We start from the raw sequence: 23,074 nt of genomic DNA, 5'->3' as shown, positions 1-23,074 counted from the left end.
TTTGAGCTGCCCAGACGCCGAAGTGCGACGGCCCCGGCTGGGCATCATGTGACGTGTCTCAATACAACATCGGGCATGAGGAGACTCTGGGCCGCCGTCGCGGCCAGCAGCATGGCCGTCGTCGGGGCCGTCACCGTCATCGGCCTCAACAGCACGGCTTCGGCGGCCACCGGCGGCACCGGAACCGGATACCTGAGCACCGTCGGCGCGCAGCTCGTCGACTCCACCGGTGCCAAGGTGCGGCTCACCGGCATCAACTGGTTCGGCATGGAAACGGACAACAAGACCTTCCACGGGCTGTGGGCCCGGCCGTGGAAGGACCACATCGACCAGATGGCGAGCCTCGGATACAACACGATCCGGGTGCCCTACTCCGACGACGCGCTCAAGGCGGGCGCGCAGGCCAACAGCGTCGACGGGTACAGCAACCCCGACCTGGTCGGCCTGAGCCCGCTGCAGATCCTCGACAAGGTCGTCGACTACGCCGGCAGCAAGGGCATGCGCATCCTGCTCGACCGGCACCGCCCGACGAGCGCGGGGCAGAGCGCCCTGTGGTATGTCGCCGCGACGCCCGAGTCGACCTGGATCAGCAACTGGCAGATGCTCGCGCGCCACTACGCGAACAACCCGACCGTCATCGGCGCCGACCTGCACAACGAGCCGCACGCCGACGGCACCGACCCGAACGGCACCGGCTCCTGCTGGGGCTGCGGCGACGTGAACCGCGACTGGCGGCTGGCCGCCGAGCGGGCCGGCAACGCGGTCCTCGAGGCGAACCCGAACTGGCTCATCGTCGTCGAGGGCGTCAGCTGCCCGAGCGGCGGCAACGCCAACGCCTGGGACGACATCCCGGACGAGCCGTGCGGCTGGTGGGGCGGCAACCTGTCGAAGGCCGGGCAGTACCCGGTGCGCCTGAACAAGGCGAACAAGCTCGTGTACTCCGCGCACGAGTACGCCAACTCCGTGTACCACCAGGCGTGGTTCGACGACCCGAACTTCCCGAACAACCTGCCCGCGATCTGGGACCAGTTCTGGGGCTACCTGGAGAAGCAGAACATCGCGCCGGTACTCGTCGGTGAGTTCGGCAGCACCCTGCAGAACCCGCAGGACGTGCAGTGGCTGCAGAAGCTGATGGCGTATATGGGCAGCGGCGTCACCGGCATGGACTTCACGTACTGGTCGTGGAACCCGAACTCGGGCGACACCGGCGGCATCGTCGGCGACGACTGGAAGACGGTCAACCAGCAGAAGCAGTCGATCCTGCAGCCGTACCTCATCCCGCCCGTCGGCGGCGGCACCGGCCCCACCGGCTCGGCGTCGGCCTCCACCTCGGTGTCGGTCTCCCCGTCGGTCTCGCGCTCGCCGTCGACCCCGCCCGGCGGCTGCACCGCCACCGTCAAGATCGACAACGCCTGGCAGGGCGGATTCCAGGCGAGCGTCACCGTGAAGAACACGGGCGCCGCGGCCGTCAACCCGTGGACCGCCACCTGGAGCGTGCCTTCGGGCGTGACGCTGCAGAGCGGCTGGAACGCGACAGTCACCCAGTCCGGCCCGACCTTCACCGCGGCCGCCCCGAGCTGGGCTCCGTCGCTGGCCGCGGGCGCGTCGGTGACGATCGGCTTCACCGCCAACGGCCCGTCCAGCCCGGCCCCCGCGAGCGTCAAGCTCAACGGCGCGGCCTGCTCGTAACCCAGGGGGATTCGCGGCCCGGGGAAGGGATTCGGCCCCCTCCCCGGGCCGCACTTTTCTCCCCGCCGGAGGGACACGGCCGGCCGCCGCCGAAGGGCACCATGGTGTGCGGGCACGCGCTCGAGCGGCGCCCAGTGGCCGGCCCTGGAGCTCTACCGCCTGCCTTCAGAGGCGGTAGAGCTCCAGGGCCGACAGCTGGCCCGCGGACTGGACGGAGTTCGCGGTGAAGACCAGGCGGACGTAGCGCCACGGCGTGCCCGGCAGGGTGATCGTCGCGCGCTGGCCCGAGGCGGGGTCGAAGGTGTACGACGCCGGCGCCGTCAGGGTCGTGAAGGTCTTGTCGTCCGCGCTCGCCTGGACCTCGATGCGCTGGCTGCGCGCCGGCCACGCCGCCGAAGGGGGCAGGCGCAGCACCGCCCGGCGCAGCTGGGCCGGGCCGCCCAGGTCGACCTGGACCCACTGCGGGAACGCGTTGTTGCGGCTCTCCCAGTACGTTCCCGCGTCGCCGTCGGTGATGTTGCCCGAGCCGTACACGTCCGCGTGGCCGCTGTCGCGGGTGTCGTGGCCCGCGGCCAGGTTGAACAGGTTGTCGAGGCCGAGCGGGTCCGGGCTGCCGCTGGTCCGGGTGCCCTCCGGGCCGGAGGCCGCCGGGGCCGGCGCGCCGCTCGGGCGCCCGGCCGAGGCGGAGGGGCGGGCCGAGGCCGAGCGGGAGGAGCCGCTCGGGGACGGGCCGGCGGTGGCGCCGCCCGCGCTGATGTCCGGCATCAGGTACGGGTCCGTGCCCACGTTGTCGGTGTGCCCCCGGTCGCCGGGCCAGGCCGCCACGATGCCGGCGCCGACCGCGAGCACGGCGGCGGCGCCCGCGACGGCCAGGACGAGCCGCCGGCGGCGGGGCGGGGCGGCGTCCGGCTCGGGCTCCGCGCCGAACGTCAGGACCTTCGCGGGCGCGTACGGCTTCAACGCGGCGCCGTCGTCGGGCCGGTGCCCGTCGAGCTCGAGGACGTCGCGGCCGGGACCGGTGTCCGCGCCCAGGTGGCGCTCCGCCAGCTCGGCCGCCACGGTCCGGCCCCAGTCCGTCGCGTCGCCGGTAACCTGCAGGTCCACGCCCGCCGGCACGTCGGTCAGGGCCGAGGTGAACAGCGCCGACAGCGCCGGCCACACGAGGTCGTTGATCTCCAGCCCGGGCGTGCCGACCACGACCCGGTAGCGCCCGTCCGCGAGCGGCCGGTACGGCGTCAGGTCGACGGTGGCCTCCTGCGAGGCGGGCGGCGCGGGGTCCGGGGCCGGTACCGCGGCGCGGCCCACGGCCGGGGCCAGCGGGCCGACCGGCATCGCGTGCAGGCCGCCGCCGGAGACGCGGACCAGCCAGCCCAGGTCGAGCGCGTAGGTGGCGGCGTCGACGGCGCGCAGGCCCGGCTGCGGGGGCGTGGACGCCGTGACCTCCTCGCGGCCGTCGGGCTGGCAGCGCAGCCGCCCGGCCGGCTCGGCCCACACCGGGCGCAGGGCGGCGTCGAGCGCGTACACCACGACATCCCCGGACGGCGTGTGCAGGGGCAGGCCGTTGACCAGGCTCACCGGCTCGCCCAGCTCGGCCGCGGCGGCCAGGGCGACGGCGCGGCCCGCCCCCTGCCCGGGGGCCAGGGCGGCCACGTCGAGCACGGCCCGGTCGGCGGGGGACAGGGCACGCAGCGCGGCGGCGAGGGCGGGGCCGGTGACCGTGGCGTCGAACACCAGCAGCGGGCGCTGCGGGTCGACGGCGATCGAGGCGGCGATCTCGGGCGGGGCGGTGCCGGCGGCGAGCAGCCGGCCCGCCGGGATCGGGGTCGCGTCCAGGTCGAACGGCGGCCAGGCGGGGGCCGGGAAGCGCGGGCCGGCGGCAACGCGGCGCCCGCCGGGGGTGTGCCGCCACCAGCCGCCGGTGGCGAAGAGGGTGCCGCCGGGGGAGACGACCACCGGGCCGGCGGGGGCGAGCACGGGCCGGCCCAGCCGGGTGGCCCGGTCCTCGGCCGCGGACCCGTCCGGGTCGAGGAGCACGACGCCCTCGAGGCCCTCCGCCGGCAGGTCCGGGGCGGAAAGCGCATCGATCACCAGCCATCCGGGCACGGCGGGCATATGGGTCGGCTCGGTCACCCCGGAACCTTACATCCCCCCGCCGCCACCGCCCGGACGAGCGGTGGCGGCGGGAGAGAGGGTCGTCAGCGGACGTAGATGACGGGCTGCTTGGGCGCCGCCATGCCGCTGCCGATGAAGTACGACGGGTGCGGCGGCTGGTTGTACGCGGTGTTCTGCCAGGCGATCGCCTCGCGGTACTGGCTGTCGTGCATCAGCGTGTACAACTTCGTCGACGTCGGCGTCGACGTGCTGTGGATCCGCAGCGCCGTGTTGCTCGTCGTCGGCCAGATGACCTCCTCGCGCCAGTCGCCGAACAGGTCGGCCGACAGCGACGGGGTGGACTTCGTGCCGTTGTTGGAGTGCACGTCGGAGCCGGTGAGCAGGCGGGTGTCGCCGCTCGTGCCGTACTTGTCGATGTGCGTGGAGTCGAGCAGCTCGCGGGTCGTGTCGCCGTCCCACCAGATCACGAAGTTCGTCGAGCCGGGCTTGCGCGAGGACACCACCGCCCCGCTGGGCGAGCGCACGCCGTCCGCGGCCGCGGACCACGACTCGGCGCCGGGGCTGCCCGACCAGATGTCGTCGGAGACGCCGCGGCCGTTGTCGCCGTTGGGCGGCGTGGTCCACAGCACCTGGCCGGTGCGGGCGTCGGCGAAGTACGACGAGGGCTTCGAGCCGTCCTCGTCGACCTTGAACTCCTCCAGCCCCGGGCGGGACGGGTCGAGGTCGCCGACGTGCATGGCGTCGCCGTGGCCGTTGCCGGTGTTCCACAACCGGCCGCCGTTGTCGTCGACGGTCATCGCGCCGTACACGATCTCGTCCTTGCCGTCCTGGTCCACGTCGGCGATCGCCAGCTGGTGGTCGCCCTGCCCGGCGTAGGAGCTGTTGCCGGAGGCGTTGCTGTCGAAGGTCCAGCGCTTGGTCAGCGAGCCGTTGCGGAAGTCCCAGGCGGCCAGGACGGTGCGGGTGTAGTACCCCCGCGCCATGATGAGCGACGGGCGTTTGCCGTCGAGGTAGGCCGTCCCGGCGAGGAAGCGGTCCACCCGGTTGCCGTAGCTGTCGCCCCAGGCCGAGACCGTCCCGCGCGGCGGGTCGTAGTTGACCGTCGACATCGCGGCGCCGGTCTGGCCGTTGAACATGGTGAGGAACTCCGGGCCGGACAGGACGTAGCCGGAGGAGTTGCGGTAGTCGGCGTTCGCGTCGCCGATGACCCGCCCGGTGCCGTCCGTGGTGCCGTCGGCGGTCTTCATCGCGACCTCGGCCTTGCCGTCGCCGTCGTAGTCGTACACCTGGAACTGGGTGTAATGCGCCCCGGCCCGGATGTTGCGGCCGAGGTTGATCCGCCACAGCCGCTGGCCGTTGAGCTTGTACGCGTCCACGTACACGTTGCTCGTCACGCCCGACTGGGAGTTGTCCTTGGCGTCGGCCGGGTCCCACTTCAGGATGATCTCGTACTGCCCGTCGCCGTCGACGTCGCCGACCGAGGCGTCGTTGGCGCTGTACGTGGAGCCGGGGCTCTGGATCGGTACGTCCAGGTAGGCCCCGCCCGTGAAGCGCAGCGAGGCCGGCGAGGCCGCCTGCTCGGCCCCGCCGACGACCGCCCGCACGGTGTAGGAGGCGTCGGCGGCCGCCCCGCTGTCGAGGTAGTTCGTCGAGTTGGTGACCGTCGCGACGCGGGTGCCGGCGCGGTACACGTTGAACGACGTGTCGTACGCCTCCGTGCCCAGCAGCCGCCACGAGACCAGGTTGCCGCTGCCGGAGCGCACCGAGATCAGGCCCCGGTCGAGGTCCTCCATCTGCCGCCCGTTCTCACCCGGCGGCGGTGGGGAAGTGGTGACCGGCGGGGTCGAGACCGGGGTCGAGACCGGCGGAGTGCTCGTCGGGGTGGTAGTTCCGCCTGTGCAGGCGACGCCGTTGAGGGAGAACGCGCTCGGCACCGGGTTGGAGCTGGTGAAGGCCCCGTTGAAGCCGAACGAGACCGTGGCGTTCGTGGCGATGGCGGCGTTGTACCCGGCGTCGGCCGCCTTCACCGCGGTGCCGCTCTGCGTGACGGTCGCGTTCCACGCCTGCGTCACTGACTGCCCGCTCGCGTACGTCCACGTCAGGTTCCAGCCGTTTATCGCGTCGCCGAGGTTGGTGATGTCGACGTTCGCGCCGAAGCCGCCCTGCCACTGGTTCGTCACGGTGTACTGCACCCGGCACCCGGCCGCCGCGTAGGCGATGTGCACCGCCGCCACGGCACCGGCTCCGGCCGCCAGAATCGCCGCCGAGGCGGCCACTGCTCTTCGCACGTTCGCGCTCCTCACCCGCGGGGACTGTTTCGGCGGACGGTAGTCGCGGGGCGAAGAGTTTCGAAAGTCATCGATCCCGGGACCGTGTGGGACGGTCCCGGGATCGTGAAACTTACGGGAAGCGTTTACCTCAGGGCGAACGACTGCGCGCCGGTGCCGTTGCAGGCGTACTGCACCAGCTGCACACCGTCGGCCGTGGAGGCGGCCGGCGTGTCCAGGCACTTGCCCGTGGCCCGGCTGACGAGGTGGTAGTACCCGCCGCCCTCGGCGACCGGCTGCCACTGCTGGTTGGTGCCGCCGCTGTACGCCCACAGCTGGATCGGGGCGTTGTCGGCGGTGGACTTGCCGGTCACGTCCAGCGACTGGGCCGGGTTGCCCTGGTTGTCGACGCGGTAGTAGCCGTCGGCGGTGGTCTGGAACCGGTAGTGCTGCGCGTTCGTGCCGTTGCAGGTGTACTGCTGGATCGCGGTGCCGTTCGCGGTGCCGGCCGAGCGCGCGTCGACGCACTTGCCGCTGGTCCTGTTGACGAGCTGGTAGTACGTGCCCGGCTGGATGGGGCCGGACGACGTGGGCGGCGCCGACGTCGGCGGAGTCGTCGTGGGCGGGGTCGTCGTGGGCGGGGTCGAGGACTGCCCGGCCAGCCACTGGATGCCCTGGATGATCCAGCGGTTCTGGTTCGCGCTCTCGAACGTCGAGGACGTGCGCGTGTTGGTGTCGTAGTTCATGCCGTTGTGGCCGAAGTTGGCGTACAGCATCTTGTAGTTGCGGTTGGTCCACAGGATCGGGTAATAGCCGCTGTACCAGGACTGGTTCGGGTCGGTGCCGACCGGGAAGCTGCTCGGGTCGACCGACGCGAGGATGTCGATGTTCGGGTTCTGCCGCAGGTCGTTGCTCCACGAGTACCACTCGGAGACCGCTGAGGTGAACGTCGCCGGCAGCCCGGCCGTGGACGGGTGGTTGCGGTCCTCGACCTTGTACGTGATGCGGGTCGGGCCCCACGTGTTGGTCTGGAACGCGCCGGAGCCGAGGAAGGTGTTGTAGTACCAGCTCCAGGAGCCCGGGTCGGTGGTGAAGGCGCTCACATGGAAGCCCATCCACGCGCCGCCGTTCTGCATGTACTGCTGGAACGCGGCCCGCTGCCCGGAGGGCGGGGCGTCGTCCAGGAACATGATCACCTTGTACTGCGCCAGGCTGCCGGTGTTCAGCCGGCTCCAGTCGGTGGTCGCCTCCCACGTGAAGCCGTTCGCGGCCCCCTGGGCGGGGAACCAGTCCTTGGCTTCCTTGTCGAAGTCGATGTGGGCGGCGTCCCAGGTGCCGTTGTAGAAGGCGAGCACCTTGAACGGGGTGGCGGCGAGGGCGGGCCGGATCACGAGGCCCACCCCCAGCGCCGTCAACAGGGCAAGCGCTGCCAGCGCCAGCTTTCTGCGCACGGTTGGGGGTTCCTATCGGGTGTAGGCGGGTGAGGGTGGGCGGATCCGCTCTGTCGCATCATCGGGCATCGATGACGCCCCGCACAAGGTAAAGAACCCTAATAGTTAAAGTAAGTCGCCAATTAACTGAAACCGCAGGTCGTCCGGGCCGATCCCGATCACCGTCGCGCCCGCGACGGCCACCGAGGTCAGCCCGGGGGCGGCCGCGACGTCGAGCTCGCGGCCGCCCGGGCCCCAGACCTGGAGGCGGCCGTCGACCAGCAGCGCGAGGCGCTCGCCGGTGGCGTCGAACGCGGCGCCGGCGGCGACCGGGCTGCCCGGGACGTGCAAGAGCGGCTCGGCGGCGGCGGTGACCACTGTCGCGCCGGCGTCGGCGGCCTGGGGCAGTCAGGGGCCGGCGGGGCCGGGGATCTCGCCGGAGCCGCGGGGGATCAAACGGGTCGCGACCACGTGCGCGGCCGGGTTCCAGGTCTCGCCGTCGAGGCGGCGGAACAGCAGCTCCGCGGCGAGGCGCCCCATCGCCGCGGCGTCCTGGGCCACCACCGTCACCGCGGGCTGCAGCAGGTCGGCGAGCGGGAAGTCGTCGAAGCCCACCAGGGCCACCGCCGTGTGCCGGTCCCGGCGGCGCAGCGCCCGGATCGCGCCCAGCGTCACGAGGTTCTGCGCGCTGAAGCAGGCCGTGGGCGGGCGCGGGCCGTCGAGCATGCGCAGCAGGGCCGCCTCGGCGGCGTCCGCGGTGTGCAGGTCGTGGGCGACGTGCGCGGCGGTGCGCCGGATCCCGTGCTCGGCCAGGGCCTCGCGGTAGCCGGTGAACCGCTGGCGCGCGGTGGCGATCGAGCGCAGGTCGCCGAGGTAGGCGATGTCGCGGTGGCCGTGCGCGACCAGGTGGTGGACCGCGGCCGCGGCGCCGGCCTCGTTGTCGGCCAGGACCGCGTCGGCGTGCAGGCCGACCGGGGGGCGGTCCACGAACACGACCGGGGTGTCGGGGTTCAGCTCGCGGGTGAGGTACGCCTGGTCGTCCCCGGCCGGCACCATGACCAGCCCGTCGGCCTGCCGCCGCGCGAACTCGTGCACCAGCGCCCGCTCGCGCTGCGGGTCCTCCTCGACGCTGCCGGCGAAGATGAGCACCCCGCGCTCGCGGGCGACGTCCTCGAGCGCGCGGTGCAGCGCCGAGGAGAACGGGTTCGCGATGTCCTCCAGGAGCGCGGCGATGGCGGCGGTACGCCCATCCGCCCGCCGCAGCCGGCTGGCGGTCATGTTCGGCCGGTATCCCAGCTGGTCGATCGCCCGCCGGACCCGGCCTTCCTTGGTCGCGCTCACCCCCGGCTCGGCGTTCACCACCCGGGAGACAGTCTTCGGGCTGACCCCGGCCAGCTGGGCCACGTCGCGGAGGGTCGGTCGGGCGTCCACGGTCGCCCAAGCTACCAGCAGTTCGTCTTGACAACGTTGTCGGCCACGCGTGACCGTGCCCAAATTGTTACACGAGATATTGGAACTGCATGTATTGACAATCATGACGGGGCCTAACGAGAGTGTTTTGACAACGTTGTCAAAGGAGGAACCATGCGCAGGGCCCTTATCGCGCTCGCCGCGACCCTCACGGTGCTGCCGGCCGCCGCGTGCGGCGACGACCAGGCCGCCGGCGGCAAGGACATCTCGGTCGCCCTCATCACCAAGAACTCCACGAACCCGTTCTTCGTCACCATGCAGGACGGCGCCAAGCAGGCCGCCGCGACCGAGGGCATCAAGATCACCATTGCCGCGGGCAAGGCCGACGGCGACGAGGCCGGCCAGGTGCAGGCGATCGAGGACGCCATCGCCCGCGGCGACGCCGGCATCCTCATCACCCCCAACGGGCCCGGGGTCAACCCGGCCATCAAGAAGGCCCGCGACGCCGGGCTGTACGTGATCGCCCTGGACACCCCGCCCGACCCGGCGAACACCGTCGACATCACCTTCGCCACCGACAACTTCAAGGCCGGCGAGCTCATCGGCAAGTGGACCGCCACCACCCTGGCCGGCAAGCCCGCCGTCATCGCGCTGCTCGACCTGTTCAACGACAAGATCGTGTCGGTCGACTACAACCGGGACCAGGGCTTCCTCGCCGGCATGGGCATCGACGCCAAGGACAAGAAGCGCAACGGCGATGAAGCAAAAACGGGCAGCTACACCAGTGCCGGCGGGAATGGCACCTACACCATCGCGTGCAACGAGCCCACGAACGGCGCCGAGGACGGCGGGCGGACCGCGATGGAGCGGTGCCTGACCAAGAACCCGGGGATCAACGTGGTGTACACGATCAACGAGCCCGCGGCCGTCGGAGCCCAGAAGGCCCTGAAGGCGGCCAACGTGCCGAGCCCGATCGTCGTGTCGATCGACGGCGGGTGCGACGGGGTGCAGCAGGTCAAGGACGGCCTGATCAATGCCACTTCCCAGCAGTACCCGCTGAAAATGGCCGAGCTCGGCGTGAAGGCCATCAAGCAGATCGCGACCGGCGGGCAGAAGCCGCAGGTCACCTCCGGCCTGGACTTCTACGACACCGGGGTCGCGCTGGTCACCGGCAAGCCCGCGGCCGGCGTCGAGTCGATCGACGTGGCCAAGGGCACGGAGCTGTGCTGGGGCAAGAAGTGACGGCCACGACCGCCGCCGAGCAGTTCGCGCTGCGCCGCCAGTCGCCCCTGCAGCGCGTCCAGCACGTGCTGCACGCCCACCCGGCGATCAGCCCGCTGCTCGTGCTCGTCGTCGCGGCGGTCGTCTTCTCGGCGATCAACCCGCGCTTCTCCTCGCCCAACTCGCTGTCGCTGGTGCTGCAGCAGGTTGCCGTCATCGGGGCGCTCGCGGTCGGGCAGACCCTCGTCATCCTCACCGCCGGCATCGACCTGTCCGTCGGGGCGGTCACGATCCTGGCGATGATGCTCTCGGCGAAGCTGGCCGAGGGCAACGGGCTGCCCGGGCCCGTCGCGGTGCTCGTCGGCATCGCCGTCGGCGTGCTGGCCGGGCTGCTCAACGGCGCCCTGGTCACCCGCATCGGGCTGCCGCCGTTCATCGTCACGCTCGGCACGCTGAGCGTGTTCACCGCGATCGGGCTGCTGTACTCCAAGGGCCAGAGCGTCCAGCAGGTCGACCTGCCGGCGTTCGTCAACTGGACCGGGGAGACGTTCGCCGTGGGCCGGTTCCACATCACGGTCGGCGTGGTGCTGGTCCTGGTGCTGTACTGCGTCGTCGGCTTCGCCCTGGCCAACACCGCCTGGGGCCGGCACGTCTACGCCGTCGGCGACGACAAGGAGGCGGCCCGCCTCGCCGGCATCCGCGTCGACCGGGTGCTGCTGAGCGTCTACACCCTCGCCGGCGCCATCTACGGCCTGACCGCCTGGATCCTCATCGGCCGGGCCGGCGCCGCGAGCCCGAACGCGATCACCGACGCGAACCTGGAGAGCATCACCGCCGTCGTGATCGGCGGCACGAGCCTCTTCGGCGGCCGCGGCGCGGTGCTGGGCACCATGCTGGGCGCGCTCATCGTCGGCGCCTTCCGCAGCGGACTCTCCCTCGCCGGGGTCGACGACCAGTACCGCGTCCTCGCCGTCGGCCTGCTCGTCCTGGTCGCCGTCGCCGTCGACCAGTGGATCCGGCGGGTGAAGGCATGAGCGCGGCCCCGGTGCTGTCCGCGCGCGGGCTCGTGAAGACCTTCGGCCGCGTGGTCGGCCTCGACGGCGTGGACATCGACCTGCACCCGGGCGAGGTCCTGGCCGTCATCGGCGACAACGGCGCCGGCAAGTCGACGCTCATCAAGTGCCTGACCGGCGCCCTCGTCCCCGACGCGGGCGAGATCCGCCTCGACGGCGCCCCGGTGCACTTCCGCCGCCCGCAGGACGCGCGCGAGGCCGGGATCGAGACCGTGTACCAGACCCTGGCCGTCGCGCCCGCGCTCGACATCGCCGGGAACCTGTACCTGGGCCGGGAGCGCCGCCGCCCGGGCGTGCTCGGCTCGGTCCTGCGGATGCTCGACAAGAAGGGCATGCGCGCCGACGCCGGCCAGGCGCTCGCCGACCTCGGCATCGGCACCCTGCAGAACATGGCCCAGCCAGTCGAGACGCTCTCCGGCGGCCAGCGCCAGGCCGTCGCCGTGGCCCGGGCCGCCGCCTTCGGCAGCAAGGTGATCGTGCTCGACGAGCCGACCGCGGCCCTCGGCGTGCGCGAGTCGAACCAGGTGCTGCGGATGATCGGCGAGGTGCGCGCCCGCGGCCTGCCGGTCATCCTGATCAGCCACAACATGCCCCACGTGTTCGAGGTGGCCGACCGCATCCACATCCAGCGCCTCGGCCGCGGGGCCGGCGTCATCACGCCGAAGACCCACACCATGTCGGAGGCGGTCGCCATCATGACCGGCGCCAGCACCCTGGCCGAGACGCCGGGCCGCTAGACCCTGGACGCCGGGCGGCCCGCGACGGCCGCCCGGCGCCGGGTCAGGCGTAGGTGTCGACGAGATCGCCGCTGCGCAGGACCGAGCGGGCGTCCACGCCCTTGCTCTGGAACCGCTGCACCAGCTGAGAAGGGCTGAGCTTCGACAGGTCCCCGGTGTCGCTGTCCAGCAGCGCGCCGAGCTGCCGCAGCTTCGACGGGTCCTGCAGGCCGCCGGTGCGGCCTTGCTGGGCGGCGATCTCCTCGGCGGTCTCGTCGCTCTCGGGTTTGACGGGCGCGTCGCCGGGCTTGCCGGCCGTGATCGCCGCGATGAGGTCGTCGTGCGAGACCCCCTGCTCCTCGGCCACGGCGCTGAGGCTCTGGCCCTCCCGCAGCCGGCTCATGAGGTCGTCGTCCGACAGGCTCAGGGCCTTCGCCACCGGCGCCAGGGGGTCCTGGCCGGCCGGGGGCCGCTCCGGGGGCCGGGTCGCCGAGAACCGCACGCCGTAGGCGCCGGAGATGCCGCTGATCGCGCTGATCGAGGTCACGTTCGCTCCATCCGTGGTGCTGGCTGATGTCCGAGCCTGACTTCGACCGGCGCCGCGCGGGCCGGAGCGTTTGCCAGGCTGTTGCCAGTCTTCCCCCGGTTCTGCCGGCCGGGCCGTTCTCGCGCGGTGCGGTCCGGGTACCGGCGGGTGCGGAACGGTTGCCGGGCCCGATACTGGTGCCGTGCTCGACTGGCGCGAACGGGACCCCGGCGGCGTCGACCGCGACGGCCTGGAGACGGCGGCCGCCCTGGCCCGCGACCGCGGCGGGGCGTCCCAGCTCGTCGTCGTGCGCGACGGGACGGTCGTGCTCGACCGCGCCCACGGCTGCGACCCCGGCGCCCTGTTCTGGCTGTTCTCGGTCAGCAAGCCCTACGTCGCGCTGCTGGTGCACCGGTTGATCGAGCGCGGCGAGCTGGGCCTGGACGACCCGATCGCGCGGCACTGGCCCGAGTTCGGGGCCAACGGCAAGACGTCGATCACGGTGCGGCACGTGCTCCAGCACCGCTCCGGGCTCCCGGTCGCGCGGTCCACGGCCCGCGACGCGCTCGCCATGACCGACTGGGACGCGTCGGTGCGGGCGCTGGAGCGGGCCCGCCCGCGCTTCCCGGCCGGCGGGGGCCCGGCCTACCAGTACCTCAGCTTCGGCTTCCTGCTCGGCGAGCTCGTGCGCCGCGTCACCGGCGAGCCGGTCCGCGAGGTGCTGGCGGCCGAGATCCTGCGGCCGCTGGGCCTGCGCGACACGCACCTGGGCCTGCCCGACGCCGAGTGGCACCGGCACGTACCGCTGCGCGGCCGCGGCCCGGGCCCGCAGGTCACGGCCGCGTTCGTGAACCGCCGCGCGGTCCGCCGGGCCGTCATCCCGGCCGCGGGCGTCTCGGCCACCGCCCGCGACCTCGCCGTGCTCTACACCCTGCTGGCCGCCGGCGGAAGCCTCGGCGGCGTGAAGCTGCTCGCGCCGCCGACCGTCGCGTTCGCCACCACCCCGACCAGCGACGGCGCCGTCGATGCCCTGCTGCGCCTGCCGATCCGCTGGTCGCACGGGTTCCAGCTGGGCGGCCCGGGCCCCGACCCGCGCGCGCCGCGCCCGATGGGCCGCACGAGCAGCCCGGCGACGTTCGGGCACAACGGCAGCTACGTCTGCATCGCCTGGGCCGACCCGCAGCGGCGGCTCGTCACGGTGTACCTGACCGACCGCCTCGAGCCGCGCCCGGCCGCCGTCGCCGCCCAGAACGCGGTCGCGGAGGCGGTGCTCGCCGCGTGTCCGCCGGTTCAGCCGCGGGCGGCGTAGCGGGCGTCGCCGCCCAGAACGCGGTCGCGGAGGCGGTGCTCGCCGCGTGTCCGCCGGTTCAGCCGCGGGCGGCGTAGAGGGCGTCGCCGCCCAGAACGCGGTCGCGGAGGCGGTGCTCGCCGCGTGTCCGCCGGTTCAGCCGCGGGCGGCGTGAAGGGCGTCGCCGCCCAGAACGCGGTCGCGGAGGCGGTGCTCGCCGCGTGTCCGCCGGTTCAGCCGCGGGCGGCGTGAAGGGCGTCGCCGCCCAGAACGCGGTCGCGGAGGCGGTGCTCGCCGCGTGTCCGCCGGTTCAGCCGCGGGCGGCGTGAAGGGCGTCGCCGCCCAGAACGCGGTCGCGGAGGCGGTGCTCGCCGCGTGCCCGCCGGTTCAGCTACGGGCGGCGTAAAGGTCGCGCAGCACGCCGATCTCGCCGCCGTGGTGCATCGTTTCCCGGTTCAGGTGCACGATGAGCGCCGCCATCGGATCGGCGGAGAAATAGGCGCCCTTCGGTCCTAGTGGCGTTCGCATCGCCTCGTCGCCGAGGTCGGCGATGTGGTCGTGCCATTGCCGGTAACTGTCGTGCAGGAACGCCACCCCGTCGGCCGCCGTGTGCGGCAGATCCGCAGGCACGTGACGCGGGTCGAACATGTCGGCATCGGCGAGGTCGCCCGGGCCGGGGAAGAACGTCGCCGAACGGATGACGAAACAGCCGACCGCGATGTGCATCATCCGCCAGGCGATCGTCGTCACCGGCGGCGGTTCCCGGTGCGTGGTGACGCCGTCGGGGCGGAATCGGCCGTCCGCGCCGGCCCGGACGCTCCAGCAGTCCGCCACCGGCTCCCAGAAGTATTCGTCGTCGGTCAGGCCCTGCAGCCGCGGCCACAGGTGAGCGTCCCAGTAGAACTCCAGCTGCGCCACGAGCAGGCGCCCCCAGTCCAGCGGCGGTGCGCTCATGGCCCGAGCCTAGACCGGTCAAGGGCCGCGCCGGGTACCCGGTAATTACACGGACACGATCGGTGATGAACTGTTTTCCCCGGCTATCTGGCGGGAATGCAATTGATTCGCGATACTGTTTGCCACGGGCGCCGTTTCAAACAACCGGTCCCAGTCGCATACGGGAGGTCGGCCGGCATGGCCAAGCGTGTCATTCAGGAACTGATCGACGATCTGGACGGTAAGCCCGCCGATGAGAGTGTGACGTTCGGCCTCGATGGCGTGCAGTATTCGATCGACCTGTCCAAGAAGAACGCGGAGAAACTGCGCGCCGCGCTCAAGCCCTACATTTCCGCGGGCACGAAGGTCGGCCGGAGCGCATCCGTGGGGTCCCGAACCGCACCCGGACGGGGCCGCGGCACCACGCGCGGCGACCGCGACCAGAACCGGGCGATCCGGGAATGGGCCCAGGGCGCCGGATACCAGGTGTCCGACCGCGGCCGCATCAAGCAGGAGATCGTGGACCAGTACCACGCGGCCAGCGGCCGCTGAGCCACCACAGGCCCGGCGGCCGCCGCTCGAGGGCAGCGGCCGCCGCGCCCAAGGCCGCTCCGCAGCCGCAAAAGCGGCCGCGCAGCGGCCACGATGGGTGTTGGACGAGCCCCGCGCCGAGCGAGGAACAGTCGCGCACCCGGCGCGCGGATGCGCCGGCCAAAGTGGTCGCGTAGCGGCCATGGGGGGTGCGGGGTGGGAACCCCCCGCCGCGTACCGGGCGAAGCCCGCGCCAGGCTAGAAACAGTCGCGCATCCGGCGCGCGGATGCGCCCGCGAATGTGGTCGCGTAGCGGCCATGGGGGGTGCGGGGTGGGAACCCCCCGCCGCGTACCGGGCGAAGCCCGCGCCAGGCTAGAAACAGTCGCGCATCCGGCGCGCGGATGCGCCCGCGAATGTGGTCGCGTAGCGGCCATGGGGGGTGCGGGGTGGGAACCCCCCGCCGCGTACCGGGCGAAGCCCGCGCCAGGCTAGAAACAGCCGCGTACCGGGCGAAGCCCGCGCCAGGGCTAGGAACAGCCGCGTACCGGGCGAAGCCCGCGCCAGGCTAGGAACAGCCCTTTCCTCAAGGGCGGGTCCAGCGGGCCGATCTGGCGGGGGTGAACCTGGTCGCGGCGCTCATCGTCCGCAACGAGGCGGAAAACCTGCCCGGCTGCGTGGCGTCGCTCGGCGGGCTCGTCGACGGCGTACACGTGCACGACACGGGCTCCGGCGACGGTACCCCCGGCATCGCCCGCTCGCTCGGCGCCACCGTGAGCACCGGGGAGTGGCGGGACGACTTCGCCGCCGCGCGCAACGCCGCCGTCGAGGCCGCCGGCCGGCCCGGGTGGGTGCTCAGCATCGACGCCGACGACCGGGCCGTGGCGGACCCGGGGCGGCTGCGCCCGATCCTCGGCTCCGCCCGCAGCGCCGCCCTGCTGGTGCCGATCGACAACCTCCACGACGAGCTTCCGTACACGCACCACACCGCGCGGCTCTTCCGCCCGGCCGCGGTGCGGTGGGAGGGGCGGGTCCACGAGCGGCTCGCGACCGAGGACGGCGTCTGGCCCGCGGTGCCGCGCGAGGCGCTGCACCTCGTCCACCACGGGTACGAGGACGCCGGGACCCGCCGCCGCAAGGCCGTGCGCAACGCGGACATCGGCGAGGCCGTACTGGAGCGGCTCGCCCCGGACGCCGACCCCGGCCTGGTCGCCACCACCCTGCTCGACCTCGGCCGCAGCTATGTCGGCGCGGGCCGGGGCCAGGCGGCGGTGGACACGTTCGAGCGGCTGCGCGAGCGGACCCGGCCCGGCGACCGGCAGTGGGTGCTCGGCACCGACGCCCTGGCCCGGCTGCTGCTCGGCGCCGGGCACGACGACGCCGTGGTGTTCCTGGCCCGGCAGCTGCGCGAGCACGGCACCGAGCGGCAGTACTGCGACTGGCTCGAGGCCCAGGCGCTGGCCCAGCTCGGCCACGCCGGCGAGGCCTGGCGGCTGCTGCAGGGCGTCCGGCAGGTGGTCGACCCGGCCGGCCGGGCGTACCCGCCCACGCACCTCGCCGAGCTCAAGCGCCTGCTCGGCGAGCTCGTCGCCGTTCTCCGCTAACAGTCGAGGTCGGGGCCGGGCCGGTCGATCATGAGCCGGCACACCGAGACCGGGCCGCCCGCGGCCGCGGCGATCTCCACCGCGCGCTCCAGCGACTCGACGTCGATCAGCCAGTACCAGCGGAACGAACCCCGGCCGACGCCGCCCTCGACGAGGACCGTCAGGCTGGGGTCGGCGAGGCGGCCCGCGTCGACCAGCTCGCCGCCCAGCTCGGCCGGCGGCACCGATCCGAGCCCGTGCAACAGCAGGAACTTCGTCATGCCCTGAGGTCGGAGCCGGGGCGCGCGGCTCTACACGGGGCGGGGCTCGCCGCGGTACGTGCCGAACGACCACAGGTTGCCCTCCGGGTCGCGGGCCGCGAACCCCCGCGAGCCGTAGTCGGTGTCCTCGAGCTCCTGGGTGATCTCGGCCCCGGCGGCCCGGGCCCGCGCGAGCAGCGCATCCGGCTCGGCGGTCACGACGTAGCAGCCGAACGAGCCCGGCTTGAGGCTCCACTTGGAGCCGTCCTGGCGGTCGCTGCCCAGCATGATGCCGCCGCCCTCGGGCCAGGCCAGCTCGGCGTGCATGATCAGGTCGCCCTCGCCGTAGGCGGCGACCTCGACGAAGCCGAACGCGTCGACGAGGAACGTGATCAGGGCGCGGGCGTCGGTGGCGCGCAGGGTGGGCCACACGTTCGGCGGCGGAGTCTTGTCATCGCTCATGCCGCCGAGTCTGCCCCGGCCAGGTCCACCGGGGATTGCACGTTTCGGAACTCCTCCGCCCACCAGCGCGCCGGTGGTACCCCGGCCAGCGCCGTGAACTCGCGGGTCAGATGGGCCTGGTCGTAGTAGCCGCAGTCGACGGCCAGCGCGGCGAGCGGATGCGTGCCGGCCGAGTCCTGCAGCCGCCGCCGGGCCCGGTCGAAGCGGGCCACGCGCCCGGCGACCTTCGGCGACAGGCCGATCTCGACGGCGAAACGGCGGGCGAGGTACCGCGCGCTCCACCCGGTCTCCCCGGCGAGCTCGCCCGGGCCGACCGCGCCGCCCGTCGCGCACAGCCGGTGCCACGCGAAGGCCACCTCCGGCGCGGGCCGCACGTCGGGCCGGGCCCGCCGGGTGAGCAGCTCGTCGACGATCCGGAACCGCGCCGGCCAGTCCGCGGCCAGCGCCACCCGCTCACGCAGCTCGGCCGCGAGCGGCCCGAGCACGTCGGCGCCGTCGAGGTCGGCCCCGGCCAGCTCGCCGGCGGGCAGGCCGAGCAGCGCGCGGGCGCCCAGCGGCGACAGGGCCACCTGGATGCCCGCCGAGGTCCCGGTCTGCTCGATCAGCGCCGGCGTGGTGTGCAGGCCGCCGATCAGGGTGCCGTAGTCGCCGGGCGGGGCGGCCGGGTCCGGGTGGGCGAGGATGCGCAGCGGCCGGTCGAGCGCGACGATCAGGGTCAGGTAGGGCGACGGCAGCCCCCGGTGCCGGCCCGGCGGCAGCTCGTGCCGGGCGTAACCCGTGTAGAAGGCCGCGAAGGGGCGCACGGCCGGGGCGGGCCGCCAGCGCACGTACGCGGACTCCATAGGGCCAGCCTAAGGCCGGTCAGGCGCTGCGGCGGTCCGCGCGGTTCATCGGCCACGCGGTCGGGGCGGGCGTCGCGTCGGGCTCGGTGATCAGGGCGTCCGCGTCCCCGTCGAGGGCGGCCTGCACGGTGTGGTAGGTCTCGATGGTGTGCAGCGTCCCGCCCTCACGCAGCGTGTGCACGACCTGCGGGTTCGGCGCTGCCAGCACCAGGGAGCCGCCCTGCTCGGCGGCGATGCCCGCGGTCACGCGCAGCATCATGACGCCCGTGCAGTCGATCGTGGCCACCGCCGCGAGGTCGACCACGATGCGGAGGTCGGGCCGCAGCAGCGCCTGGGACAGGGCCGTCTCGAGCTGCATCGCGCTGGCCGCCACCAACGCCCCGTGACAGGACAGGACCGTGGCGGCAGCGAGTCGTTCCACCGCGAGGGTCAGGGCTGCCATGCTGCGACGATACGGTCTGCGGTGACGGTGGGTGAACCACTGTCCAGCCGGTAACCCCATCCGTCCGGCCGGTGCGGGCACCACCGGACGTCGCGGTCGGTGATCGTCTGACCGGCGGCGGACGTCGCCCGGCCGGGTGTTTTCGCCGGAGTTTCGCCCCGGTGTGCAACCCGCTGACCGGTTCGTGCGTCACGGATTCGAGTGGCCGCAATCCGCCCGTCACGCTCGGTGACCAAGCAGCCTTTCTTAAGGGCACCTTTTCCGGCGATGGCCAAACATCGACGGTAATCACGGTTTGGCCTCGAACGGCAAGCCCGGCAACCCCTTGCGTGGACCCTCGGCCTACGAAGCGACGGCCGCCTCCATGGATCGCGACGATAGTGTGCGGTGTCAATACGATCCCGCACTCGTCGCTCCGTTCCCGGCGGCCACCCCGCCGGGTTCGGCGTGTCGTCGTAAAGGAGGCTCCATGGTAAGAAAAGGGCTGGCCACGACCGCGGCCGTCGCCTTGGCCATCCCGGTGCTCGTCGCGTTGCCGGCCGCGCCGGCCCTCGCGGCCCCGGCGAAAGCCCCGGCCAAGCAGGCGGCGGGCGCGTCCGACGTGCGGGAGATGAACCGCACGAACTTCACGTTCGAGGGCAAGGCCGTCGACGCGAAGAAGATGGCGAGCAGCAAGGCGCAGCAGCGCTCGGCGCTCGCCGCGGGGGTCACCCCGCCGGTCGGCACCGTGCGTCAGTGGCTGGCTTCCAACGACTCCACGGGCTCGTTGTACCGCAAGGACTACGTGCTGCGTGGCGTCGGTGACCACATCGAGGTGTGGGTCGCGGTGGACACGTCGTTCCCCGCGGGGGACTGCCGCAACCAGATCGCGAACACCACCACGGTGACCGACGCGCAGGTGACGGACTTCATCAAGGAGTTCGACACGAACATGTACCCGAAGGAGACGGCCGCCTTCGCCACCCCGCCACCCCGCGACGGCAGCAACGCCGTCGTGCCCCCGGACGCCAACGGACACGGCGGCGACTACTCGGGTGGCGGCGAGAAGACGGTGACGCTCGTCGACAATGTCCGGGACTCGAACTACTACGACTTCCCGGCCAACCCGACGTACATCGCCGGCTTCTTCTCCTCGCAGATCAATGAGCTGCTCGACCGCAACGTCATGACCATCGACGCGTTCGACTGGGCGCACCGCACCGGTGCCAACCCGGCCGACGAGCCGACGGCGGACCTGTGCACCAGCCGCCCGACGAAGCCGCGCCTCTACGAGGGCACGTTCGCGCACGAGTGGCAGCACCTGGTCGAGTACTACTCGGACCCGAACGAGGTCTCCTGGATGAACGAGGGCCTGAGCGACTGGGCTCAGGTGCTTACCGGGTACGTCGACGGGACCAAGACGATCACCGAGAAGGGCAACGACAGCCACCTGAACTGTTTCCAGGGCTGGGGCAGCGTGCAGACGCCGTACAACCCCAACCCCCGGGACTGCAACGGTGCGCAGAACTCGCTCAACCTCTGGGGTGAGGGCAACACCGGCAGTGGCGTGCTCGCCGACTACGGCAACGCGTTCCAGCTGATGCTGTACCTGTCCGACCACTACGGTGAGGACATCATCTCGCGGCTCCACCGCGATGCTGACCTGCAGGGTATCGCCAGCCTCGACGCCGCCGCGAAGGCGGAGGGCGTCAAGGGCGGTGCATACGCGGTCCTGCGGGACTACCAGAGCTCGGTGCTGCTCGACCGGATCGTCGGGGAGTCCCCGTGGGGGATCGTCCTCGGGGCCGACAAGAAGAAGGTCACGTCGAAGAGCGTCAAGTCGACGGTGAACTTCGCCAACCCGAGCTCGTACGACAAGCCCGGTGCGGCGCCCAACGGTGCGGACTACGTGCTGCTCCAGAAGAACGGCAAGGCGCTGGCCGGCAAGGACCTGCGCTCGCTGAAGTTCAGCGGTGCGAAGACCCTGCCGACCCTGCCCCTGGCCTGGACGCTGGTCAACAACGACCCGGACCGCCCGGGCGACTCGGTGCTGTTCTCCGGCAACGCGAACAACACCGACGCCGCCGCGGTCATCCCGGTGACCGTGCCCGCCACCAACGCGACGCTGAGCTTCGACGCGAAGTACGGCGCCGAGTCCGGTTACGACTACGGATACGTCCAGGTCTCGACCGACGGTGGCACCACGTACACCTCGATCGCCGGTGACAAGACCGTCGACGCGCCGTTCGGCCCCGGCCTGAACGGCACGACGGACGGCTTCGAGCCGCACACCTACGACCTGTCGGCCTACGCCGGCCAGTCGATCCTGGTGTCGTTCCGCTACGTCTCCGACGGTGGCGTGAACGAGGGCGGCCTGCTGCTGGACAACATCAAGCTCGGCAGCACCGTGCTCAGCGACGGCTCCAGCCTGGCGCCGTTCAAGTCGCCGACGCAGATCAAGCCCGTCACGGTCCACAACTGGAACGTGAAGCTGATCGGCATCGACGAGGCGCACGCGTTCGCCTGGCAGTTCGAGTTCAACGGCCAGAACGAGCTCTCGCTCAACTGGATCCAGCTGGCGCTGCTGTCGCTGTTCCCGAAGGTCGTGGCCGTCGTGGCCTACGACGAGCCGACGGAGCAGGTGCAGCAGTACGCGCCGTACACCCTCACGGTGAACGGCGTGACCCAGCCCGGTGGCGGCGGGGCGTAACAAGTTCCACGGCGGCCCCATCGTCCACTGCGGACGGTGGGGCCGCTGCCGTTCTAGACTGCCGCGGTGCGCAAGCCCCGGTACGGCCTGACCCGAGCGCAGGTTGACCTGTGCACCCGCCGGCGCGCCGCGGGCGACCGGGCCGGCGCCTGCGCGGCGGCCGGTATCGCGCTCGAGGCCGACCCCGCCGCCGTCGCCGCGCGGTTCGGGGCCGGGGCGGGCGCCGCGCTCGACGACGACCTGCGCCACCTGGTGCCGGACCTGCTGCGCTGGCACGTGCTGCGGCTGTACGAGCACCCGGCCCGGCCCGTCGCCGCGGGCGCACCCATCCCGCTGACGGTCCTCGGCGAGCACGGCCTGCAGCTGGTACCGCAGACCGGCGGGACCCGCTTCGCCCTGCGGTACGACCGGCTGGATCCGGACCGGCTCGCCTCCGGGCTGCACGGCCTGCGCGAGCTGTGGGACGCCCGGCACACCGCGGGGCTGCTCGCGCGCTGCGGCGGGTACACCCGGCTGCCGTTCTTCGCCCCCGACGGCACGCGGCTCGAGGGCGAGGGCCCCGAGGCGGTCACCGAGCGGGTCGTGGCCGACTTCCGCGCCGGCCGCGGCGAGCAGGCGTGGCTGGAGGCCGGGTTCGACGTGGACCTGAACAACTCGGCCCCGGGCTGGTACCAGGCGCTGGAGAACGGCGAGGCGCCCGCGGCCGCGCAGCTGGCGTACGTGGCCTGGACGATCGCGACGCGGGCCGGCGTGGAGGCGGTGCACGTCCCGGCCGCCCGGTACCACCGTTTCTGGATCGACCGGCTCGACCCGACCGGCCGCGTAAAGCCCCGCCTGCGGGTAGTGGACGTGGCGTGGGACATGGGGGAGCCGTCCGTGGAGCTGCCGCTGACCGAGCTGTACGCCCCGGAGGACTTCTGGGACCTGCTGCTCGGCCGCATCGCTCCCGGGGACCTGCATCCCCTGGTGGCCGCGGCCCTGTTCCCGGCGCGGCCCGCGTCGGATCCGGCCGGGCCGCCGCCGATGGCGCCGCTCGCCCCGGTCCGGGTGCGCTGCGGCCCCGACTGGCACGAGGTCGCCTTCCGCGACGGCGTCCTGGCCGGGCCCCACCCGCCCGAGGAGCTCGAGCGGGAGCTGGCGCTGCTCGCCCTGGGCGGCCCGGCCCCGGCCGGATGCGCGGGCGCGGCGATCGCCTGGCGGGGCGGCCCCAGCCGGCTCCCGGCCCGGCTGCGCGAGCTGCGCGCCGAGCTCTTCGCCCGGGCCGAGCGGGGCGAGGCCGACACCGTGACCGCCCTGCTCGACGCCGGCCTCGACCCGCACGTCCGGGCCGGCGACGGCCGCTCCCTGCTGCACGTCCTGCCGGCCCTGGTACCCGACGAGGCCGGGCCGCGCCTGCTGCACCGCCTCGTCGCCGCGGGCCTCGACCCGACGGCGCCGACCAAACAGGGCCTGACCCCGCTGCGGCACGCCCAGCGGGCCGGCGCCGCCCCGGCGCTCGTGGCCGCCCTGGCCGTTTTCGCGCATGGTGATGGCCGGGCCGGGCGGCTACCGTAGGTCGGAGCGGCGTGACCCGTGGTAGTCTCGCGATCGATCAAAGTCGA

General features: G+C 72.8%; 20 protein-coding genes. 9 read left to right on the top strand and 11 right to left on the bottom strand.

Annotated features, from left to right (window positions below):
- Nucleotides 1-75: 75 nt before the first annotated feature.
- Nucleotides 76-1,689: a cellulase family glycosylhydrolase gene (locus ACPPVO_RS39790; protein WP_426503739.1), complete on the top strand. Its 1,614-nt coding sequence runs from the start codon at nt 76-78 to the stop codon at nt 1,687-1,689.
- Nucleotides 1,690-1,854: 165 nt separating this feature from the next.
- On the opposite strand, the gene ACPPVO_RS39785 is transcribed toward ACPPVO_RS39790, so the two are convergent.
- The 5 genes from ACPPVO_RS39785 to ACPPVO_RS39765 all read right to left on the bottom strand — a co-directional run bounded on the left by ACPPVO_RS39785 (nt 1,855) and on the right by ACPPVO_RS39765 (nt 8,929).
- Nucleotides 1,855-3,819, bottom strand: coding sequence for a discoidin domain-containing protein (locus tag ACPPVO_RS39785; protein WP_426503738.1), 1,965 nt, complete (start codon nt 3,817-3,819; stop codon nt 1,855-1,857).
- Nucleotides 3,820-3,884: 65 nt separating this feature from the next.
- Nucleotides 3,885-6,089, bottom strand: a complete 2,205-nt coding sequence (locus ACPPVO_RS39780; protein WP_426503737.1) for a cellulose binding domain-containing protein — start codon at nt 6,087-6,089, stop codon at nt 3,885-3,887.
- A gap of 125 nt (nt 6,090-6,214) precedes the next feature.
- Entirely contained in the window at nt 6,215-7,519 is a 1,305-nt protein-coding gene (locus ACPPVO_RS39775; protein ID WP_426503736.1) for an RICIN domain-containing protein, read from the bottom strand.
- Between the two features lie 105 nt (nt 7,520-7,624).
- The gene (locus ACPPVO_RS39770) at nt 7,625-7,876 is read right to left on the bottom strand and encodes a hypothetical protein (protein WP_426503735.1); all 252 of its coding nucleotides are present in this window, start codon (nt 7,874-7,876) and stop codon (nt 7,625-7,627) included.
- Nucleotides 7,877-7,906: 30 nt separating this feature from the next.
- Nucleotides 7,907-8,929, bottom strand: a complete 1,023-nt coding sequence (locus ACPPVO_RS39765) for a LacI family DNA-binding transcriptional regulator (protein ID WP_426503734.1) — start codon at nt 8,927-8,929, stop codon at nt 7,907-7,909.
- Nucleotides 8,930-9,082: 153 nt separating this feature from the next.
- Between ACPPVO_RS39765 and ACPPVO_RS39760 the strand changes: the two genes are divergently transcribed.
- The 3 genes from ACPPVO_RS39760 to ACPPVO_RS39750 are packed head-to-tail and all read left to right on the top strand — an operon-like array spanning nt 9,083 to nt 11,939.
- Entirely contained in the window at nt 9,083-10,150 is a 1,068-nt protein-coding gene (locus ACPPVO_RS39760) for a substrate-binding domain-containing protein (RefSeq protein WP_426503733.1), read from the top strand.
- Nucleotides 10,147-11,163 (top strand): ABC transporter permease, encoded by a 1,017-nt coding sequence (locus ACPPVO_RS39755; protein ID WP_426503732.1) that lies wholly within the window; start codon nt 10,147-10,149, stop codon nt 11,161-11,163. The genes ACPPVO_RS39760 and ACPPVO_RS39755 overlap by 4 nt, the downstream gene beginning before the upstream one ends.
- A complete protein-coding gene (locus ACPPVO_RS39750) occupies nt 11,160-11,939 on the top strand; it encodes an ATP-binding cassette domain-containing protein (RefSeq protein WP_426503730.1) in 780 nt (259 codons plus the stop codon). Before ACPPVO_RS39755 ends, ACPPVO_RS39750 begins: the two co-directional genes overlap by 4 nt.
- Before the next feature lie 43 nt (nt 11,940-11,982).
- Here the strand turns inward: ACPPVO_RS39750 and ACPPVO_RS39745 are convergent, their stop codons facing one another.
- A complete protein-coding gene (locus tag ACPPVO_RS39745; protein WP_426503729.1) occupies nt 11,983-12,465 on the bottom strand; it encodes a hypothetical protein in 483 nt (160 codons plus the stop codon).
- 181 nt (nt 12,466-12,646) lie between these two features.
- Between ACPPVO_RS39745 and ACPPVO_RS39740 the strand changes: the two genes are divergently transcribed.
- Nucleotides 12,647-13,753 carry a serine hydrolase domain-containing protein gene (locus ACPPVO_RS39740; protein WP_426503728.1) on the top strand — a complete coding sequence of 369 codons (1,107 nt, stop codon included), beginning with the start codon at nt 12,647-12,649 and terminating at the stop codon, nt 13,751-13,753.
- Nucleotides 13,754-14,119: 366 nt separating this feature from the next.
- Here the strand turns inward: ACPPVO_RS39740 and ACPPVO_RS39735 are convergent, their stop codons facing one another.
- Entirely contained in the window at nt 14,120-14,686 is a 567-nt protein-coding gene (locus ACPPVO_RS39735; RefSeq protein WP_426503727.1) for a DinB family protein, read from the bottom strand.
- Nucleotides 14,687-14,863: 177 nt separating this feature from the next.
- On the opposite strand from ACPPVO_RS39735, the gene ACPPVO_RS39730 reads away from it, so the two are divergent.
- Both ACPPVO_RS39730 and ACPPVO_RS39725 read left to right on the top strand, forming a co-directional pair.
- Nucleotides 14,864-15,217: a histone-like nucleoid-structuring protein Lsr2 gene (locus ACPPVO_RS39730; protein WP_426503726.1), complete on the top strand. Its 354-nt coding sequence runs from the start codon at nt 14,864-14,866 to the stop codon at nt 15,215-15,217.
- Nucleotides 15,218-15,815: 598 nt separating this feature from the next.
- The gene (locus tag ACPPVO_RS39725; protein WP_426503725.1) at nt 15,816-16,799 is read left to right on the top strand and encodes a glycosyltransferase; all 984 of its coding nucleotides are present in this window, start codon (nt 15,816-15,818) and stop codon (nt 16,797-16,799) included.
- On the opposite strand, the gene ACPPVO_RS39720 is transcribed toward ACPPVO_RS39725, so the two are convergent.
- The 4 genes from ACPPVO_RS39720 to ACPPVO_RS39705 are packed head-to-tail and all read right to left on the bottom strand — an operon-like array spanning nt 16,796 to nt 18,784.
- Entirely contained in the window at nt 16,796-17,059 is a 264-nt protein-coding gene (locus ACPPVO_RS39720) for a hypothetical protein (RefSeq protein WP_426503724.1), read from the bottom strand. The genes ACPPVO_RS39725 and ACPPVO_RS39720 overlap by 4 nt on opposite strands.
- Nucleotides 17,060-17,089: 30 nt before the next feature.
- Nucleotides 17,090-17,500: a VOC family protein gene (locus tag ACPPVO_RS39715; RefSeq protein WP_426503723.1), complete on the bottom strand. Its 411-nt coding sequence runs from the start codon at nt 17,498-17,500 to the stop codon at nt 17,090-17,092.
- Complete coding sequence (locus ACPPVO_RS39710) at nt 17,497-18,342, bottom strand: AraC family transcriptional regulator (protein ID WP_360373444.1); 846 nt, start codon at nt 18,340-18,342, stop codon at nt 17,497-17,499. Before ACPPVO_RS39710 ends, ACPPVO_RS39715 begins: the two co-directional genes overlap by 4 nt.
- 19 nt (nt 18,343-18,361) lie before the next feature.
- Nucleotides 18,362-18,784, bottom strand: coding sequence for an STAS domain-containing protein (locus ACPPVO_RS39705; RefSeq protein ID WP_426503722.1), 423 nt, complete (start codon nt 18,782-18,784; stop codon nt 18,362-18,364).
- A 469-nt stretch (nt 18,785-19,253) separates the two neighbouring features.
- Between ACPPVO_RS39705 and ACPPVO_RS39700 the strand changes: the two genes are divergently transcribed.
- Both ACPPVO_RS39700 and ACPPVO_RS39695 read left to right on the top strand, forming a co-directional pair.
- The gene (locus tag ACPPVO_RS39700) at nt 19,254-21,473 is read left to right on the top strand and encodes a choice-of-anchor J domain-containing protein (protein WP_426503721.1); all 2,220 of its coding nucleotides are present in this window, start codon (nt 19,254-19,256) and stop codon (nt 21,471-21,473) included.
- Nucleotides 21,474-21,539: 66 nt separating this feature from the next.
- Nucleotides 21,540-23,027, top strand: a complete 1,488-nt coding sequence (locus tag ACPPVO_RS39695) for a hypothetical protein (protein ID WP_426503720.1) — start codon at nt 21,540-21,542, stop codon at nt 23,025-23,027.
- Nucleotides 23,028-23,074: the final 47 nt, after the last annotated feature.

Origin of the sequence: Dactylosporangium sp. McL0621, from assembly GCF_049995355.1 — a bacterium.
Taxonomy (GTDB): Bacteria; Actinomycetota; Actinomycetes; order Mycobacteriales; family Micromonosporaceae; genus Dactylosporangium.
Note: the sequence above shows the minus strand (reverse complement) of the source record. Positions and strands in the feature narration are given on the sequence as shown.

Coding starts and splice junctions, on each gene's coding strand:
- ACPPVO_RS39710 (WP_360373444.1), bottom strand. CDS start 18,342: ATGGAGTCCGCGTACGTGCGCTGGCGGCCCGCCCCGGCCGTGCGCCCC.
- ACPPVO_RS39750 (WP_426503730.1), top strand. CDS start 11,160: ATGAGCGCGGCCCCGGTGCTGTCCGCGCGCGGGCTCGTGAAGACCTTC.
- ACPPVO_RS39760 (WP_426503733.1), top strand. CDS start 9,083: ATGCGCAGGGCCCTTATCGCGCTCGCCGCGACCCTCACGGTGCTGCCG.
- ACPPVO_RS39700 (WP_426503721.1), top strand. CDS start 19,254: ATGGTAAGAAAAGGGCTGGCCACGACCGCGGCCGTCGCCTTGGCCATC.
- ACPPVO_RS39720 (WP_426503724.1), bottom strand. CDS start 17,059: ATGACGAAGTTCCTGCTGTTGCACGGGCTCGGATCGGTGCCGCCGGCC.
- ACPPVO_RS39715 (WP_426503723.1), bottom strand. CDS start 17,500: ATGAGCGATGACAAGACTCCGCCGCCGAACGTGTGGCCCACCCTGCGC.
- ACPPVO_RS39735 (WP_426503727.1), bottom strand. CDS start 14,686: ATGAGCGCACCGCCGCTGGACTGGGGGCGCCTGCTCGTGGCGCAGCTG.
- ACPPVO_RS39730 (WP_426503726.1), top strand. CDS start 14,864: ATGGCCAAGCGTGTCATTCAGGAACTGATCGACGATCTGGACGGTAAG.
- ACPPVO_RS39705 (WP_426503722.1), bottom strand. CDS start 18,784: ATGGCAGCCCTGACCCTCGCGGTGGAACGACTCGCTGCCGCCACGGTC.
- ACPPVO_RS39790 (WP_426503739.1), top strand. CDS start 76: ATGAGGAGACTCTGGGCCGCCGTCGCGGCCAGCAGCATGGCCGTCGTC.